The organism is Legionella rubrilucens (genome assembly GCF_001468125.1).
GTDB classification, from domain to species: Bacteria; Pseudomonadota; Gammaproteobacteria; order Legionellales; family Legionellaceae; genus Legionella_C; species Legionella_C rubrilucens.
Genome location: NZ_LNYT01000020.1, coordinates 394,365 through 411,685 on the forward strand (window position 1 = coordinate 394,365; position 17,321 = coordinate 411,685).

Consider the following 17,321-nt stretch of genomic DNA (forward strand, 5'->3'; position numbering starts at 1 on the left):
CCTGCCGGTTAATAATCATTTATTTTTAACGACAGACTCTGAATGAGGAATGGCGATTTTGATTTTACCATGGTGCTCGCAGGTACCACCAGGAGTGAAAAATCGATAATAATTGACAGCTCCGGTATTTGATACGATTGATTGATTCGCCAGCATTGGGATGTACCACAGGGTCCGGAGGCTGTGATGCGGGCATGGGTGAGGGGTTTGGGGTGAAGAATGAGTTTTTTAGCTTTAATGAGTTCAAGTCTGTCCCTGAAAAAATGGTTCATTGGCCACCAGGCGGCAGGGTAGTAATTTCGTTTCACCTTGTCGATGTCGGCCGGGGTGTCGCCATAACTGGCAGACAGGGTGTCCATCAGGGTTTGCTGTACCCAGGCCGTGACATTGTGGGGACCTGTTTTGGCATGGGCGCAAAAAAGGAGGAACAGCACAATAAAGGCCATTAACTTGTGGTTCACAATTCAAATCCTTTTGTTTTGTGATAATTACAAGAATAGCCTATTTTGCACAAGGTTGGTCATGCCGCGCGAGGCCAGCCATCAGCAGCAGGAGAATGTATGCAGCCTTATGTGATTAAAACGCAAAAGTTAGGGTTACGTCCCATCCGCGAAGAGGATGTGAGGTACCTGGAAGAAATTGACAAGGATCCCGTGGTTAAAGAATATTTTCCTGAAGGGACGTTAAGCCGGCGTGAAATCAGGGAATTCATTCAGGAAAGCCTTGAAAATCATGAAAATAAAAATTTGCCCTGCTTTGTGATTTTTCGTTTGAAGGACAGGCGTTTTGTAGGCGAAGCTTATTTTGATCAGCTCGAAAGCGGTGAAATTAAAGTCGGTTACCTGTTCCATCGGCAATTCTGGAATCGCGGCTATGCCACCGAGGTGTTAAAGGCACTGCTCAATTGGGCGAAAAAAAACATCAAGGCGGATTACATTATTGCCTATGCGGATAAAGAAAACGTGGCCTCATTCCGCGTCATGCAAAAATGCGGCATGCGGTTTTATAAAGAAGCGCATTTTCTAGGCATGGATTGCAAGTTTTATCGCATTCGCAATCGCTAGAAGACACCCTGCCCGCAAAAAAACTGGATGACGTTTTTTAAGACATGCTCGCAGATGGTCAGCTGATCGCGTGTGACAAATTCATTGGGGCGGTGTGCCTCGGCGATGTCGCCCGGGCCGCAGATGATGGTGGGAATTCCCATGTCCTGAAAAGCGCTGGCTTCGGTTGCATAAGAGACTTTAAGCCGCTCTTTCACGCCGGTAACTGTCCTTAACAAATGGGTAATGGGTGCGTCTTCGCGTGCTGTAAAGCCTGAAGCGTCAGAAACCTGATCAAAATAAATCGCGGCATCCTTATAAGTCTTTTGCATCTCCGGCAACAATTGCTCATTGATGTAGTTCTCCACCTGGCTTCGGAAATGCTCTAAAGGGAATTCGGGGATGTAGCGAATTTCCAGCATGAATTCACAGATCCCGGGAATGATGTTGGAGGCATTGCCGCCACTGATTAAATTGGTGGAGATGGTGGAATAGGGGATATTAAATGCATCATCGAAAGGCCCCAGGGTTTTTAAATGGTTAAACAAATCATTGATGTAGGTAATCAGGCGGCTTGCATACACGATGGCATTACAGCCTTCGGTGACCATGGAGGAATGCGCGGCTTTGCCCTGGACCTGACAATGGTAAACACGCCGCGATTTTTCTCCGACAATCGGTTTCATGCTGGACGGTTCGCCAATGATGCAGCCTTCAGGCTGAAGCTTCATCTGTTTCAGGTAGTCCGCCACAAAATCAACGCCAAGGCAGCCGATTTCTTCATCGCAGGTGAACGCGAAATGCACAGGTTTTTGCAGGATGTAACCTTTGATTTCAGGCACCATGGCCAACATGACGGCTAAAAACCCTTTCATGTCGCACGCCCCTCGCCCGTAAATTCGACCGTCTTTTTCAACCGCATGGAAAGGATCCGTTTCCCAGAGTTGGCCGACCACCGGCACCACATCGGTATGACCGGATAATAACAGCCCGCCCTGGCGGTTGCCGTCGCTGGCAGGTAAGGTGGCGAGCAGGTTGGCTTTGTCATCCGCCGTGCCAGGAATGATCGTCGCCTCGATTTGATGCGATTCAAACCAGCCTGCTATTTCATGAATCAAGTCCAGGTTGCTGTTGCTGGATACGGTGTTAAAACTTATCAGGCGGTGGAGCCATTCAAATTTATTCATTTTTGATCAAGGTGGTTGTTTATAAACATAAAAAATGGTATCAAGTGTGTCTACATTATCGGTATTTCCAGGGATTGTAAAAAAAAAGTAATCATCCATCCCGTAACCAAACCTTGAGGTTGAGCCATGCCAGAGATTATATCCACCCCATCAAAGGGGGTGGTTGAGGGTGAAGACAGGGAACATCATTTTGCTTACTTTGAAACCCAAAACAAGCGATCCACTCAGGAAGATGCGCTGGCCTGGCATACTTTGGGTGAAAAACAACTGCGATCGTTAAGTCCCCAAAAAATAGGGCAACGCCTGTGGACGACCTGCAAGCAGCTCGATGAGCGGGCCAAACACTTTACGGTGGAAGCAGGGACAACGGCGTGCATGACCGTTTTTGACGGCAGGGACAGTGTGATTACCGCCTCCGTTGGCGACAGTGTTGCCTTTTTGGTCGCCTATGGAAAAAAAGGGGAAGTCATCAGTGCCACCCGATTAAATTCCACGCTTCATCATCCGATGGTCCTGTCGGAGAAAGAACGCATCCTTAAAGCCGGCGGGAGTATTGATGCGTCGAACAGAATCAATGGCATTCTCTCGGTTTCCCGCGCAATTGGCGACTACGATACCCTCGATACCCAGGGGAATAAATTAGCGATATCCGACGCGGCGGTGGAAATTGCCAGTATCAGTCAGCTATTGGAAGAGGAGGAAGAGCCCGTCAGCAAAATCCAGTTGATTTCAACCTGCGATGGCTTCACCGATGGTGCTGAGGACAGCCGCATTGAAAGTCAGGTGATGTATTTATTGACCTGCCTTGCGCACATGGACAAACCGGGCTTTAAGACAGAAGCCGAAATTGCGGCATTCCTTGCAGCCTGTGCCATAGAGTCTAAATCAGAGGATAACATTTCCATTGCGGTTCAAACGCTGGTTTATGGTATGCCGATCTTTCTCGGACTGTATGATGGCCATGGCGGTAATCGAGTCGCTCATGATGCGGCGATGTCGAGCGGCGAGATTTTTTTAGAACAATGTGCGCTTTCACAACAGGACTATGAGTTACAATCGCTAAGTACCGTCAATAACAAAAAACGATTTGAAAAAGACAATGCGAAAACAAATGACTTTATTGAGAGGAAATCCCCTTGTTTTTTGGAAGAATTAGCGGGTACCGTGAATGAGGCCGTGCTTAATGAAGGAATAAAAACCTTGTCTTTGAAAGAAGAGGTGGTGTTGAAAAATGAAGCGTCACTGCCATGCCAAAAATCCAGTACCCTTTCTCCTGGTTTTTTCAGTCATAATTACCAGAATAAAGAGGGAGAAAAAGTGGTGATGAATACCAGTACTTTTGCCAGTTAATGCATTAAATTTCAAAGAAAATCTCTGCAATGATTGCTAATTCCCTAATACGAAATTATGCTTACCTGCTGAGTTGCTGATATTCAAAGAGAAGTTCCAGGCAAGGGAGCGGGTAAAGCATGGAAAATTATGTTGTGGTCATCGGTACATCAGCTGGCGGATTAACTGCTTTAAAAGCCCTTTTAGGCGGGCTTCCCATGAACCCAATCTGACATTGATTATTGAGCAACTACTGCTTAAAAAGCATACCCCGCCCTGTGTGGTTATCGATGACAAGGGAAGCATTGTTTATGTCTATGGCCGGACAGGCCGCTTTCTCGAATTCGCAGCCGGCGAAGCCAGATTTCATTTTTTAGAGATGGTGCGCCCTGAGCTTAAAGCCAAAGTGTCTCTGGCCATACGCAATGCGACGATGCAGCAAAAGGAAATTATTTTTAGTGGTCTGCAATTTAAAGAAGACGGGGAAATCAAATACATTAACCTGAAAGTCAGGCCAGTCTTTGAAGCCCAGGCGCTGCACAAAAAATTGCTGCTGATTGTGTTTGAAGAAATGGCTACTTTTGGCCAAAGGCATGAGAAAGGACGTCGGTTGGAAACTAAGGATGAATTGGAAAAAAAGATTACTCAATTGGATCAGGAATTGAAATACACTAAAGAAAGTCTGCAGACGACAATTGAAGAATTGGAAACTTCCAATGAAGAATTGAAATCCAGCAATGAGGAACTGCAGAGTACTAATGAAGAACTGCAAAGTACCAATGAAGAAATTGAAACGTCAAAAGAGGAGTTGCAATCGCTCAATGAAGAATTGACAACAGTTAATGCCGAACTCGAAAGCCGCATCGAACAATTATCGAGCGCCAATGACGACATTAAAAACCTGCTGGACAATACCGAAATCGCCACGGTCTTTTTAGATAAGGATTTATGCATTAAGCGGTTTACTCCCAAAGCCACTGAAATTATTAATTTGATCCCATCGGATGTGGGGAGGCCTATCAGCCACATTGTTTCCAATCTTTATTATGACACTCTGATTGATGATGCAAGAGGGGTATTGCAAACCCTGGAGCCCACTGTCCGAGAGATAATTGATAAAAGCGAACACTGGTATGTTGTGCGTATTATCCCCTATCGCACGGTGACCAATGTGATTGATGGGGTAGTGATTACTTTTCTTAATATTCATGCTCAAAAAAGAGCAGAAAACAATTCCGTTGAATTGCAAAAGGAATTACAAAAATACAACGAAATTAACAAAGTCCTGCTCAACAACATGAAACAGGCTGCTGTGTTGGTGAACTCAGGCTATAAAATTGTTTTTGCTAATAAGCTGTTTGAACAGTTAGTGGGTTTGGAAATGAAGGAGCTTGTGGGCTGCATTTTATGCAAATTAAAATTGAATTGGGATAAAGACAAATTGCAACAGGTATTAAATGAGGCTGCGATGTCTATTGAGCCCGTTTTAAACACGACCCTGGACGTATTCAATAACAACATGGCGTTGAGTACTTATCAGTACCCTGAAAACATGCTGCTTATTTGTTTTTCTCAAAAAAAATGACGGTGATACCATCATTTTTACTACTGACGTAATGAATTTATTTAGATGTTAGGGATGTTGTTATGCCAGTTAATTCTTTGGAAAAAAATAAGTTAAGGGAACTGAGTGTAAAACTGGCTCGTTACGAAAACATAATAGAAAAGCAATCTCAACAACTTCGCTTATTGTCGTCTGAATTGCAGGAAGTGAAATGCTGGCATAAAGAAATTCAGACATTTAATCCCTGCGGGTACATCGTGTTTGATTCTTCGTTTGTGATTCATCATGTGAATGTACAAACCGCTTTACTGATAGGCAGGGAGGCGAGTTGTCTGGTAGGGAAATCATTTCTGGAATTTTTAAGCGAGAGCTCGGCTGCTAAACTGGTGAAGTGTGTTGCTCTTTTTTTAGAGGAAAAATACAGCCGTAAATACGAAATGGAATTGTTTTCTGTAAGAAATGGCATGAAACATGTGCAGTTACAGTTTTTTCTTTGCAGAAAGAAACTAATTCATTGTTATTTATTTGATTTAACCCGCGAGAAATCAGATGCATTAAGGCTCGTGGAGTTGGAAAAAACGGTTGATTCCTTCAATAATATTTTTCAGAATATCAGCAGCGCGATTGCTCTTCTCGATGAGAGTTTTTATCTGCGAATGCTTAACCAACCATTTGTGCTGGCATTTTCGAGAATTTTTTCCTGTAAGGTGAAAGCGAATGATAACCTGATACGCATTTTAGCTGATTTCCCTGAATTAAAGGGCAAAGTCATGACGGCTTGCAATCAGGCTGTTCGCGGTCACAGGAATTTTATTCTGGTTGAGAATAAAATTCCTAAAGTGGATACCTATTACTGTTATGAATTTCATTTTTTTCTCCCGGATAAGGCAACCCAGAAAAATGAAATCATTTTTAAAATAAGAGATTTAAGCCAGACACGACTTAAAGATTATCAGGATGGCAAACAGCGTGCCGAAATTGAACGCGTGAGCCGTTCCAACATCGTGGGGGAGTTAACATCGGCCCTGGCCCATGAGATTAACCAACCCCTGACTGCCATCAAGGCTTATACTCGCAGTTGCTTAAAAAAAATCAGAGACAGTGCAGCAGAACATCCCCTTGAGTTTCCACTAAAGCAAATTGAGCGGCAGGCAGAGCATGCCGGAGAAGTCATTCATAAAATGAGAAATTTTAACGAGGGGACGCTTTATCTTGAACAAACCAACATCAATTACTTAATCCGTAAAACCATTGGCTTTTTATACCATGATTTAGCCAGGTTAAAATTTAATTTTAGTTTTTTAAGCAATATACCCAGCACGATGGTGGATCGGGTTAAAATCATGCAGGTGATTTTAAACCTTGGGCGTAACAGCATTGAAGCACTGAATGGCGCGGCGGTGGAAAACCCAGAAATCAGGTTGTCTACGCAATTAAGCAATGATCACATTGTGGTGCATTTTCAGGACAATGGCCCGGGCATTCCAGCTGAAATCCAGGATAAAATTCTCCATTCCTACTTCACCACCAAGCCGCAAGGCACAGGGCTTGGCCTGTCCATTTGCCGGTCGATCATCATGGCGCATGGCGGCGTTTTAGCCGTGCACAAAGTCGCTCGGGGTGCGTGTTTTGTATTCACGTTGCCAGTGACTCAAACCATTAAAAAAATAGATTCCAAATAAAGCGTCCATATGATTCAATATGGTAAATAAATCGCCATATTTCGCTCGCCATGAAATACAACCAGACACATAAAAATCGTGGGGCGTTCAGTAATCCCGAAGGCCGTTTTGAAAAGACGGTTTCCGAGCGCTTTGATGATGGCTGGGATGGTGAAGAGGAGCGGTTGCCGCCGCTTGAAACCCTGTTGCTGCCTGAGACATCCAAAAGCATCATTACCCGCAATGACTCACCCGATCTCGGGTTTAATCAATCGATTAATCCTTATCGTGGATGTGAGCACGGCTGTATTTATTGTTATGCCCGTCCCAGCCATGCGTACATGAACCTATCACCCGGGATCGATTTTGAAACCAAAATCTTTTACAAAAAGGACGCAGCCACGGTGCTTGGAAATGCCCTCAATGCACCACGTTACCAGTGTGAGCCCATTGTCTTGGGTGCCAATACTGACCCTTACCAGCCGGCGGAGTCGAAATTAACCATTACCCGGCGTATTCTTGAAGTCCTGCTTCTGCACCGTCATCCCGTGGCGATTATCACTAAAAATGCCATGATTGAGCGCGATTTGGATCTCTTATCGGAAATGGCGCGCCTTAATCTGGTGAAAGTCGCTGTCAGCGTCACCTCCTTATCACCGCAATTAAAACACATCATGGAACCGCGTACGTCAGCCCCGTCGGGACGGTTGCGCGCGATTCGCCAATTGACTGAGCACGGTATTCCCGTGCGGGCCATGGTGGCCCCGGTCATTCCCATGATCAATGACATGGAACTGGAACAGATCCTTAAGGCGGTAAAAGACGCCGGCGCCCTACATGCCAGTTACGTGCTCGTGCGTCTTCCCTATGAGGTGAAAACCCTGTTTCGTGAATGGTTGACTAAACACTTTCCTGACAGGGCAGGGCACGTCATGAGCCTGATTAATCAGATGCGAGGCGGCAAAGATTACGATGCCACGTTTGGTAAACGCATGCGGGGAGAAGGGGAATATGCCAATTTGCTCGAAACCCGTTTTCGTCTGGCCTGTAAGCGTTATCAGTTAAATGCAGAGCCTGCGCCGCAATTGGCCCTGCATCACTTTAGAAAACGGCCTGAAAAGGAAGGCGCACACCAGTTGAGTTGGTGGGATGAGCAATGGGAAAAAGAATAGCATTCATTTTTATCTGGTAATTTCATAAGATAGGGTATCGATGATGAAAAGGAACGGTGATGGCTCAACAAGCCAAGCGCAGAAAAAAGAAGGGGAGCACTGATTTTGCCACTTTTGCAGAAAAAGTATCCGTGGCGGTGGGTACCTCCTGGTGTTTTTTACTGGCGTTAAGCTTTGTGCTGATCTGGGTGGTGACCGGCCCTCTGTTTCATTTTTCCGAAGGATGGCAATTAGTCATCAATACCGGCACAACCATTGTGACTTTCCTGATGGTTTTTTTAATTCAGAACACCCAGAACCGCGAAACCAAAATAATCAATTTAAAACTTGATGAATTAATCAAATCCCATAAGGGAGCCAGCAATACCTCGATTGATCTCAATAAACTCAGCGATGAGGAATTAAAGTCGCTCGAAAAGCATTACCATACTTTGTGTAATAAACGAACCGGGCAATAGCTCGGTAAAAGCCTGATGTACATCAGATTTTTACCGAATAAAAAATCATTGCTTGGGCCCTGAGGAGTAATGGAAACCGGTCCTGTCAGCCGTCAGTGGTGTGGTGGAAGGTTTGTTTGAAAAGAAGAGGCTGGACGAAATGGTTTCGACCATGATGCCGCCATTCGCATCCGGTTGCGTCGTGTTTGCCATGGTTTTAACTTCAGGGTAGATGGCTGAGGAGATGGGTTGTACAAAATCAGCCAGCCCCTCGGAAAACAAGCTCAGCCGCTCAAGATTCGTGTCCATGATGGCGGCTAAATGGAGGTAGTCGGGCAGGGCAGTTATCACGTTATTGCTCTCCAATATTATTTTCATATCATGCAATTTACCCTCATACAGTACACCATCATACAGTCTGATACGCAGTTGAATGCCAGATGGAATAAAATTGGGATGATCTGTAAAAACTTTTTCAATTTGATCGATGTCTTCGCGACTCCCTGTCCATACTTCAAAGACAATCGTCTCATCCGGATTATCCTGTGCTGCTTTGTAGAGTTGTGCAAAAAGCAGGGGGATAATGGAATGACCTGCCGTTCCGTCGGCGGGATGCGGGATGCTCGTGTTGTCAATCAGGCTTTTGATGGTGCGATGAAACGATTCTCCCGGCTGACGTTTCTTGAGGATATCCTCCATTAAAAAAAGGTCTGGCTTAGCCCCCAGGGCCTTGCTGATAGCCAGGGCGGCAGGGCAGTGGCTGGGATGAAAATCAAGTCGGGTTGAACCAATGAATACGTGAGTTTTGGTAAACGCTTCGCCTTCTTTCTTTAATTGCTTAAGAAGGACTTGATTGGCTGATCGAACCGCTTTGCCGATGCCTTGTTCAGAAACACGCTCTAAATACGTTGTATTGAATAAACAGCCATTAAAAGCAAAAGATAAATACCGTATCGTCATTTTTGCACCTTAAAATTTAAAATGAAGTCAGACTGGATTTGATTGTGAGAATAAGGCGGACACAGTCACATTGACTGGTAATGATTGGCATTAAGAAGGTCTTAAAACCGGATAACTTAAAATCTCTCAATACAATCCAGCGTAGATAAGAAATTTTTAATAAGTTACCAGTCCTCCGTTCGTTTATGCCCTTAAGGGTTGTTTAACGAATAGTTCATTTCAGGATGAATAGATTACCTGACTTGGATTAAGAAATTATTAAATTGTAAAAAAAATGTTAAATTCAAGGACGATCATGACGCGGTTCGATAAGTGACTATAAGTCCTCTACCCCCGCGGTGAGCATGATGGATGCGCTAACCAGAGCTAGGATAGAGGAGTATAAATTAAGCGATAAGGCGCGCCAAGGTATTGATTGGGAAACGAATTTTATTCCTGGAGTTGCTCCAGATGTTAAACGCACAGTGATACGTCCATTTATTTTTTGCCTATGCCACACAGCGCGCTTTAATCAGGCAAAGAAGACAGCCGCGGGGTTGTTCGCCTGAATGGGAGCACATGATGGTAACGAGTATTTCGGCCCATTTTCCTGTTGGCGCGAACCGCTATGTCATGACAGCGTAGTAAGTCGTTTAGGCCGGCGCTGAACAAATCTCTCGTTTGTTTGCTTGGATTAACACCATATAAAATATAATCATATAAGACAATAATAAGGTAACCAGGGCAAGAGGTGGGTGGTTGGAAAAATACAACGGCTCTCTCAAGCCGTTCACGCTCCTGTCAAATCACCTTTCAATTAGGGTCAGGTTATGAAAAAATTAGTTTTCCCGGGGTAATAGGAAATGGTCTTTAACTCAGCGGCCGAGACAGGGACACTGGGCTTCTGACAGCAGGGCATTCAATGCAAGGACGAGTCAATGGATAAGGAATTTCTGGAAAACATTACCTTTGAGGAGCTCATGCCTGGCCAGCAGGCCAGTTTGAGCAAAACGCTGAATCCGAATGACATTGCCCTGTTTGCGGTGATGTCCGGAGATGTCAACCCGGCTCACCTCGACGCTGATTTCGCCAAAAGCGATATTTTTCGCGGCATCGTCGGCCACGGCATGTGGTCTGGCTCACTCATTTCCGCTTTGCTTGGCACAACCTTGCCGGGGCCTGGAACCATTTACCTCGAGCAGGATATTAAATTCCGCAAGCCAGTCCGCCTGGGCGACACCGTCACCATTACCCTGACGGTACGGGATAAATTCCCCGCGAAATCCATTGTGACGCTGAATTGCCGAGGGGTGAATCAACGCGGGGAGACGGTGATTGAAGGATTGGCCACCGTGCTTGCGCCGACGAAAAAAATCCGCGTGGCCAAAGCGGATTTGCCGCATGTTGAAATTCATAACCATGACCGTTTTCAGGCCATCATCCAATCCTGTCAGTCGATGGAGTCTGTTCGCACGGCAGTGGTTCATCCTGTCAAGGACAATGTGCTGGCGGCGGTGGCGGATGCAGTGAAAGCCGCGTTGATTACGCCTGTCCTGATTGGCCCACGGGTTAAAATTCAGGACGCCGCTAGGCAGGCGGGCATTGACATCCGTCAATGGGAGCTGATTGATACACCGCACAGTGACGCCGCAGCCGTCAAAGCGGTGGCGTTGGCTGCGGCAGGACATGCCGATGCCATCATGAAAGGGTCTTTGAGTACACACGAGTTATTAACCGCCGTTGTCCCTGCCAGCGCCAACCTGCGAACCAAATACCGCATCAGTCATGCCTATGTCATGGATGTCCCCTCCTACCATAAACCGCTCATTATCACCGACGCGGCTATCAATATCGCACCGAATGCGCTCGAGAAGGCGGACATCTGTCAAAATGCAATCAATCTTTGGCGGGTGTTATTTGGCGAGGAGGAAAAGCCTAAAGTGGCCATTTTAGCCGCCATCGAATCGGTTAATCCGATCATGCAGGCGACCGTCGACGCGGCCATCCTGTGCAAAATGGCGGATCGCGGCCAAATCATGGATGGCATTCTGGATGGGCCGCTGGCCTTTGATAATGCCATTAACCGGCAGGCGGCCGAAGAGAAGGGCATCGTCTCGCTGGTGGCTGGGGATGCGGATATTCTGCTCGCTCCCGACATTGACTCAGGAAACATTCTGGCTAAACAGTTAACCTTTTTAGGCAATGCCGATGCGGGCGGCATTGTTTTGGGTGCGCGGGTTCCCATTATTTTAACCAGCCGTGCCGACTCCCTGCGCACCCGGCTTTTATCCTGCGCGCTGGCGGTTAAAATGTCTGCCGCCCGCAAAGCAGGGAAGATTAAATGAGCGACTTGATTTTAGTGATCAATACGGGTTCATCGAGCATTAAATTTCAGGTATTCAACACCCGGCCCGTGTTAAAATGCCTGCTCAAGGGTAAGATTGTTGATTTAGGTTTAAGCCCTTCCTTTATTGCCATGGATAGCGCAAATCAGGCACAGACGCTTGCCCTTCCTGCCCATTGCAATCACGAAGAGGCCCTGCATTTTCTCTTTCGCTGGCTTCAGGATGAGAATCAGGGGATGCCGATTAACACGGTGACGCACCGCATCGTCCACGGCGGTGACCGCTACACGTCCAGTGTGGTGGTGACGCCAGAGGTCATGGCTTATTTGCGGCAATTATGTCCCTTAGCCCCCTTACACCAGCCGCACAACCTGATGGCGGTTGATATTTTCAGTGCGTTTAAGCCGGAATTAGTTCAAATCGCCTGTTTTGATACCGCCTTTCATGCCGGGCACAATCCTTTATTGACGGCTTATGCCCTGCCGCAAAACCTCCGTGATCAGGGCATTCGCCGCTATGGTTTTCATGGCCTTTCCTATGAGTGGCTGGCTCATTCGCTGCACCAGAATGAACCGGCGTTGGCCAAAAAACGCCTGGTCGCAGCCCATCTGGGGAATGGCGCCAGCCTGTGCGCCATGAACAATGGCTGCAGCGTGGATACCACCATGGGCATGACTGCGCTTGACGGCCTGCCCATGGGCACCCGCTGTGGAAGCCTGGATCCTGGTGCTGTGATTTACATGACACGAGAGCTTCAACTCTCCCCGGATGAAGCGGAGTCCATTCTTTACCATGAGTCAGGGTTGCGGGGCTTATCGCAATGGACGCAGGATGTTCGTCTCCTGCAAAACAGCCGGGACCCAAAGGCCCAATTTGCCCTCGACTTTTTTTGCCTGCGGGCTGCGCAATTTGCCGGCATGATGGCGGTATCCTTGGGCGGCATCGATGGCCTGGTGTTTACTGGGGGAATTGGGGAAAACGCAAGGCCTGTTCGTGAGAGTATTGTTCATTACCTTGATTTTTTAAGGCCCTTTGAAGTCCGCGTCATCGAGGCCAATGAGGAACACATGATGGCACTGCACACGCTGGCAGTGCTTGAACATCATAAGGAGGAACCCACATGACCCATTTAAAAGGGCTGATTGTCGGTATAGCCAACAAAGACTCCATTGCCTGGGGGTGTGCGAAAGTCCTGCATGAGGCAGGCTGTGAACTGGCAATAACCTATCAGAATGAAAAAACCAAAGGTTATATCGAACCGTTGGTAAACCAGGTTTCCTGCCCCCTAGTCATGCCGCTGGATGTGAGGGAGGATTGCCAGATGGATGCCTTGTTTCAACGTATCAAAACGCATTGGGGCAAGCTGGATTTCCTAATCCATGCCATTGCGTTTGCACCTAAAAGCGATTTGCAGGGGCGTGTGGTTGATTGTTCACGCGAGGGTTTTCTAACGGCCATGGACATTTCCTGTCATTCGTTTATTCGTTTGGCCCAGGCAGCGGAACCCTTGATGAGTCATGGCGGCAGCCTTATCACCATGAGTTATTATGGGTCAGAAAAAGTTGTGCAGAATTACAATCTCATGGGACCGGTGAAGGCGGCATTGGAAACCGTCGTACGCTATCTGGCCATCGAGCTGGGCAGTAAAAAAATCAGGGTCAATGCCATTTCGCCAGGCCCTATCAGTACCCGTGCAGCCTCAGGTCTTACTGACTTTGATCACCTGATGGAAAAGGCCGCGCAAAAAGCCCCTTTGCATCAACGCGTGACCATCGATGCCATTGGTGAGATGGCGGCTTTTCTGGTTTCAGAAAAAGCACAATCCATTACAGGACAAATCCTCTATGTGGATGGTGGGTATAATGTTCGGGACTAAGGCTGGAACCTGCTTATTTTCTATTCAGTGGCTTGGCTTGACGGAAAAAATGGTTAAACAGGAAATAGAGTATCCCCATGCGGCTCAACGGCATGTTCTTCAAGCTTTTATTTTTTAAAAATTTAGCCAGAAGGTGGCCAATCAGTTTGGCTTGGAAATAGCGGAATAAGAAACGGTATAACATCGGTCGATTTTCTCCATAAAAGTTAACATCAGTAAGTATAGTTGCTTATTGATAAAATGGTACTAATTTTGTACTATTTTGCAGACGATTTCCTGGCTTTTTTGGCCGTTTTACTGGACTCCTGTTTGTCGGTTTTTTCTTTGCCCTTTTTTTCCATGCTTTGCTTAAGCAGTTCCATGAAATCAATGACATCATCACTGGATGTTTTCTTCACTTTTTTAGACGGTTTGATGCTGGTAATGCCCTGCATTTTTTTGTCTATCCAGGCCATGAGCGCTTCGCGGTACTCGTCATGGTATTTTTCAGGTTCCCAGGGCGTGCTCATTTCAGAAATCAGGTCCTGAGCCATTTTGATTTCTTTGTCATTGATTTTATAGGCTTTCAAGTCATTCGTCGGAAAATGAAATTCCTCTTCCTCGCGGATTTCCTGTTGAAACCGAATGATGTATAAAATCAGGGCATTGTCATGCGGAAGAATCAGGCTTAAATATTCACGGGTACGAATAATGACTTTGGCCACGCCGACTTTATTGGACTTTTTCAACGCTTCCCGCAATAACACATAAGCTTTTTTATTCTTGCTTTCAGGGAGAATATAGTAAGGTTTATCGAAAAAAAGGTAATCAATGTCCTTTAGATTGACGAATTCCTCGATATCAATGGATTTATAAGCTTCAGGACTTGCTTTTTTGAAGTCTTCTTCGTCCAGGATGATATAACTGTCCTTGTCGTATTCATAGGCTTTGACAATCTCATTCCATGGCACTTCCTTGCCCGTCTCGGAATTAACGCGCTCATAGCGAATGCGGGAATGGTCATGTGAATCCACCAGGTGAAAGTGAATATCCTGTTTTTCTTCAACTTGCACAAGACTGACAGGGATTGCAACCAGACCGAAGGAAATGTCGCCTTTCCATACAGGCCTTGGCATGGTTTTCTCCTTGTTTTTCTCTTTCCTTAAGTATAGGTAAAAATACGTAGCTGTTCTTTTATTGAACTACAATTAAAGAGTTAAGAGGACAAGCCAAGGATTGCCATGGGCCTTGAAACCTATCATAAAAAAAGAAATTTTAAAAAAACGCCCGAACCGCGGGGTCGTGTGCATCGGCAGAAGCATTTTCTTTATGTCATTCAAAAACATGCCGCGAGCCACCTGCATTATGATTTCCGCCTGGAGCTGGATGGTGTACTAAAAAGCTGGGCGGTGCCTAAGGGACCCTGTCTTGACAATACCGTCAAACGCCTGGCGGTGCATGTGGAAGATCACCCCATCGAGTACGGGACCTTTGAAGGCATTATCCCCAAGGGCGAATACGGCGGTGGTACAGTGATGCTTTGGGATCAGGGCGAATGGATTCCACTGGATAAAGAACCGCGGGCCGGTTATGAAAAAGGCCACTTACGTTTTGAATTAAAAGGAAAAAAGCTTAAAGGGCGATGGGATCTCATCCGGTTTAAAGACGATAAAAACTGGTTTTTAATTAAGTTCAAAGACGACTATGCCGAGCCGGCTGACTATGACATAACCACCGATAAGCCCTTGAGTGTATTAAGCGGGCAGTCCATGGAAGGCATTGCCGATCACTACGAGCGGGTCTGGAGCAGTAAGGAAAAAAAAAACCAGGGACGTAAAAAATCAGTGACGGCGGCGCAACGATTGCAACTGAACCTCCCCGAATCGCCTTTTCCTGAGACGGTGTCCGTCCAGCTGGCGACGCTGGTGAACAAACCGCCGCGAGGGGATGATTGGCTGCAGGAGTTAAAGTTTGACGGCTACCGTATTTTAGCGTTAAAAAACAATAAAAAAGTCCAGCTGTTAACCCGAAACCACAATGACTGGACCTCTGTTTTCCCGGCGGTGGTTGACGCCATTGCTGAATTACCGGTGAAAAAGGCCATTTTTGACGGCGAGGTGGTGGTTTTAAACGAGGAAGGGCGGCCTGACTTTCAGCGCTTGCAGAATTCCATTAAAGAAGGCTTAAAGGCCCCCTTTATCTATTATCTGTTTGATTTACTGTACCTTGCGCCATACGATTTACGGCCCCTGCCGCTGATTGAGCGCAAAAGCCTGCTTGCGCCATTAATCGCAGCGTCCGCTTCATCCATTCTGCGCTACAGCGATCACATCATTGGTCAGGGCAATGACGTCTTTAAACAGGCCTGTGACATGGCGTTGGAAGGCATCATTGCCAAGCAGATTCACAGCCCCTACGAGGGTAAGCGCACCTTATCCTGGCTTAAAATCAAATGCTGCCAACGGCAGGAATTCGTTATTGGCGGTTTTTCCCAACCCAAAGGCTCACGCACCTGCTTTGGATCCCTGTTTATCGGCGTATTCAATGAGCAGGGCGAATTCGTGCATACCGGCAATGTCGGCACCGGCTTTACTGACAAATCCATCAAATCCCTGTATGAGAAAATGAAACCCCTCATCATTGACAAAAGCCCTTTTAAAAAAAGACCGCCGGATGCCAAAACAGCGACTTGGGTGAAGCCTGAACTGGTCATTGAAGTGGAATTTTCACAATGGACAGAAGAGGGGCGATTAAGGCACCCAAGTTTCAAGGGCCTGCGGTTGGATAAACCAGCGACTGAAGTGGTTAAGGAAAACGTCAAACCGGTGGAACCCATTGAGAAAAAGGAGTCCAAGATCAAAAACACAGCCATTATTCTGTCCAATCCGGACAAGATTCTTTACCCTGAAGACAAAATCACCAAACAGGATCTTTTTGATTATTATGACGAAATCAGCGATCATATCCTGCCCTATATCCGCAACCGGTTTTTATCCCTGGTGCGCTGTCCTTCAAGCTACACGCAATGTTTTTATCAGAAACACCTAAACCAGAAGTCCGATCACTTGCTCTCCCTGCCTGTTCAGGATAAAAACGGCGACACTGAGCAATACCTTTATCTCAATGACAAGGAAGGGCTCTTGAGTCTGGTGCAGATGGGGGTGCTTGAAATTCATCCCTGGGGCAGTACGGTGAAACAGTACGAGTACCCGGATATCCTCATTTTTGATTTGGATCCCGGTACCGGGGTCGCATGGAGTCAGGTGGTCGATGCCGCCTTCGATATCCGCGATCGTCTGGCAAGTTATTCGTTGCGCTGTTTTGTAAAAACAACCGGAGGGAAGGGGCTGCATCTGGTGATTCCCATTAAGCCGGATCACGATTGGGATATGCTTAAAAACTACACCCATGTGTTTGCGGAATACCTTGAAAAAATCAATCCGCAAAACTACATCAGCACCATGGCGAAGGTGAAGCGCAAAGGGAAAATTTTCGTTGATTACCTGCGTAATCAGCGCGGGGCCACGGCCATTGCTCCGTTTTCAACGCGAGCAAGGCGGCATGCACCTGTTGCGGTGCCTTTGCATTGGGAGGAGTTAAGCGGGCGATTTGATGATCATTTTTATACTATTCATACACTGCCAAAGCGGCTTAAGCAACTAAAAAACGATCCCTGGGCGGATTTCTGGACACTTCAGCAAGCCCTGCGTATTGAAAAGTAGTGGCAGGCATTCAGGATTGGCCAGGGTGTTATGCTGTGGTATTCTCGCTCTTTATCAAGGCACAGGG

14 protein-coding genes are annotated in these 17,321 nt (G+C 46.5%); 10 read left to right on the forward strand and 4 right to left on the reverse strand.

The window, feature by feature from the left end:
* Nucleotides 1-8: 8 nt before the first annotated feature.
* Nucleotides 9-461 (reverse strand): hypothetical protein, encoded by a 453-nt coding sequence (locus Lrub_RS09540; RefSeq protein ID WP_237760792.1) that lies wholly within the window; start codon nucleotides 459-461, stop codon nucleotides 9-11.
* 99 nt (nucleotides 462-560) lie between these two features.
* Between Lrub_RS09540 and Lrub_RS09545 the strand changes: the two genes are divergently transcribed.
* Nucleotides 561-1,064 carry a GNAT family N-acetyltransferase gene (locus Lrub_RS09545; protein ID WP_058531882.1) on the forward strand — a complete coding sequence of 168 codons (504 nt, stop codon included), beginning with the start codon at nucleotides 561-563 and terminating at the stop codon, nucleotides 1,062-1,064.
* On the opposite strand, the gene argE is transcribed toward Lrub_RS09545, so the two are convergent.
* Nucleotides 1,061-2,230, reverse strand: a complete 1,170-nt coding sequence (argE, locus tag Lrub_RS09550) for an acetylornithine deacetylase (RefSeq protein WP_058531883.1) — start codon at nucleotides 2,228-2,230, stop codon at nucleotides 1,061-1,063. The genes Lrub_RS09545 and argE overlap by 4 nt on opposite strands.
* 126 nt (nucleotides 2,231-2,356) lie before the next feature.
* On the opposite strand from argE, the gene Lrub_RS09555 reads away from it, so the two are divergent.
* From Lrub_RS09555 to Lrub_RS09575, 5 genes are all read left to right on the forward strand, one after another.
* Nucleotides 2,357-3,580 carry a PP2C family serine/threonine-protein phosphatase gene (locus Lrub_RS09555; RefSeq protein WP_058531884.1) on the forward strand — a complete coding sequence of 408 codons (1,224 nt, stop codon included), beginning with the start codon at nucleotides 2,357-2,359 and terminating at the stop codon, nucleotides 3,578-3,580.
* Nucleotides 3,581-3,653: 73 nt separating this feature from the next.
* Nucleotides 3,654-5,144, forward strand: a complete 1,491-nt coding sequence (locus tag Lrub_RS09560; RefSeq protein ID WP_082651484.1) for a PAS domain-containing protein — start codon at nucleotides 3,654-3,656, stop codon at nucleotides 5,142-5,144.
* Between the two features lie 62 nt (nucleotides 5,145-5,206).
* Nucleotides 5,207-6,805: a PAS domain-containing sensor histidine kinase gene (locus tag Lrub_RS09565; protein WP_058531886.1), complete on the forward strand. Its 1,599-nt coding sequence runs from the start codon at nucleotides 5,207-5,209 to the stop codon at nucleotides 6,803-6,805.
* A 50-nt stretch (nucleotides 6,806-6,855) separates the two neighbouring features.
* On the forward strand, nucleotides 6,856-7,956 hold the full coding sequence (locus tag Lrub_RS09570) for a PA0069 family radical SAM protein (protein ID WP_058531887.1): 1,101 nt from the start codon (nucleotides 6,856-6,858) through the stop codon (nucleotides 7,954-7,956).
* Between the two features lie 59 nt (nucleotides 7,957-8,015).
* Nucleotides 8,016-8,414, forward strand: a complete 399-nt coding sequence (locus Lrub_RS09575) for a low affinity iron permease family protein (RefSeq protein WP_058531888.1) — start codon at nucleotides 8,016-8,018, stop codon at nucleotides 8,412-8,414.
* 45 nt (nucleotides 8,415-8,459) lie between these two features.
* Here the strand turns inward: Lrub_RS09575 and Lrub_RS09580 are convergent, their stop codons facing one another.
* Nucleotides 8,460-9,353 carry a hypothetical protein gene (locus Lrub_RS09580; RefSeq protein ID WP_058531889.1) on the reverse strand — a complete coding sequence of 298 codons (894 nt, stop codon included), beginning with the start codon at nucleotides 9,351-9,353 and terminating at the stop codon, nucleotides 8,460-8,462.
* A 917-nt stretch (nucleotides 9,354-10,270) separates the two neighbouring features.
* Between Lrub_RS09580 and Lrub_RS09585 the strand changes: the two genes are divergently transcribed.
* From Lrub_RS09585 to fabI, 3 genes are read left to right on the forward strand one after another with little or no spacing between them, the layout of a single operon-like run.
* The gene (locus Lrub_RS09585) at nucleotides 10,271-11,677 is read left to right on the forward strand and encodes a bifunctional enoyl-CoA hydratase/phosphate acetyltransferase (RefSeq protein WP_058531890.1); all 1,407 of its coding nucleotides are present in this window, start codon (nucleotides 10,271-10,273) and stop codon (nucleotides 11,675-11,677) included.
* Nucleotides 11,674-12,801 (forward strand): acetate/propionate family kinase, encoded by a 1,128-nt coding sequence (locus Lrub_RS09590; RefSeq protein ID WP_058531891.1) that lies wholly within the window; start codon nucleotides 11,674-11,676, stop codon nucleotides 12,799-12,801. Before Lrub_RS09585 ends, Lrub_RS09590 begins: the two co-directional genes overlap by 4 nt.
* Nucleotides 12,798-13,553, forward strand: a complete 756-nt coding sequence (gene fabI / locus Lrub_RS09595; RefSeq protein WP_058531892.1) for an enoyl-ACP reductase FabI — start codon at nucleotides 12,798-12,800, stop codon at nucleotides 13,551-13,553. The genes Lrub_RS09590 and fabI overlap by 4 nt, the downstream gene beginning before the upstream one ends.
* A gap of 257 nt (nucleotides 13,554-13,810) precedes the next feature.
* Here fabI and ku read toward each other — a convergent pair whose 3' ends face one another.
* The gene (ku, locus tag Lrub_RS09600; RefSeq protein ID WP_058531893.1) at nucleotides 13,811-14,668 is read right to left on the reverse strand and encodes a non-homologous end joining protein Ku; all 858 of its coding nucleotides are present in this window, start codon (nucleotides 14,666-14,668) and stop codon (nucleotides 13,811-13,813) included.
* A 105-nt stretch (nucleotides 14,669-14,773) separates the two neighbouring features.
* On the opposite strand from ku, the gene ligD reads away from it, so the two are divergent.
* The gene (ligD, locus tag Lrub_RS09605; RefSeq protein ID WP_058531894.1) at nucleotides 14,774-17,254 is read left to right on the forward strand and encodes a DNA ligase D; all 2,481 of its coding nucleotides are present in this window, start codon (nucleotides 14,774-14,776) and stop codon (nucleotides 17,252-17,254) included.
* The last annotated feature ends 67 nt before the right edge of the window (nucleotides 17,255-17,321 follow it).

Bases quoted from the DNA above. Each gene is read 5' to 3' on its own strand.
- Lrub_RS09545 (WP_058531882.1), top strand. From the start codon at position 561: ATGCAGCCTTATGTGATTAAAACGCAAAAGTTAGGGTTACGTCCCATC.
- argE (WP_058531883.1), bottom strand. From the start codon at position 2,230: ATGAATAAATTTGAATGGCTCCACCGCCTGATAAGTTTTAACACCGTA.
- Lrub_RS09555 (WP_058531884.1), top strand. From the start codon at position 2,357: ATGCCAGAGATTATATCCACCCCATCAAAGGGGGTGGTTGAGGGTGAA.
- Lrub_RS09565 (WP_058531886.1), top strand. From the start codon at position 5,207: ATGCCAGTTAATTCTTTGGAAAAAAATAAGTTAAGGGAACTGAGTGTA.
- Lrub_RS09570 (WP_058531887.1), top strand. From the start codon at position 6,856: ATGAAATACAACCAGACACATAAAAATCGTGGGGCGTTCAGTAATCCC.
- Lrub_RS09575 (WP_058531888.1), top strand. From the start codon at position 8,016: ATGGCTCAACAAGCCAAGCGCAGAAAAAAGAAGGGGAGCACTGATTTT.
- Lrub_RS09580 (WP_058531889.1), bottom strand. From the start codon at position 9,353: ATGACGATACGGTATTTATCTTTTGCTTTTAATGGCTGTTTATTCAAT.
- Lrub_RS09585 (WP_058531890.1), top strand. From the start codon at position 10,271: ATGGATAAGGAATTTCTGGAAAACATTACCTTTGAGGAGCTCATGCCT.
- Lrub_RS09590 (WP_058531891.1), top strand. From the start codon at position 11,674: ATGAGCGACTTGATTTTAGTGATCAATACGGGTTCATCGAGCATTAAA.
- fabI (WP_058531892.1), top strand. From the start codon at position 12,798: ATGACCCATTTAAAAGGGCTGATTGTCGGTATAGCCAACAAAGACTCC.
- ku (WP_058531893.1), bottom strand. From the start codon at position 14,668: ATGCCAAGGCCTGTATGGAAAGGCGACATTTCCTTCGGTCTGGTTGCA.
- ligD (WP_058531894.1), top strand. From the start codon at position 14,774: ATGGGCCTTGAAACCTATCATAAAAAAAGAAATTTTAAAAAAACGCCC.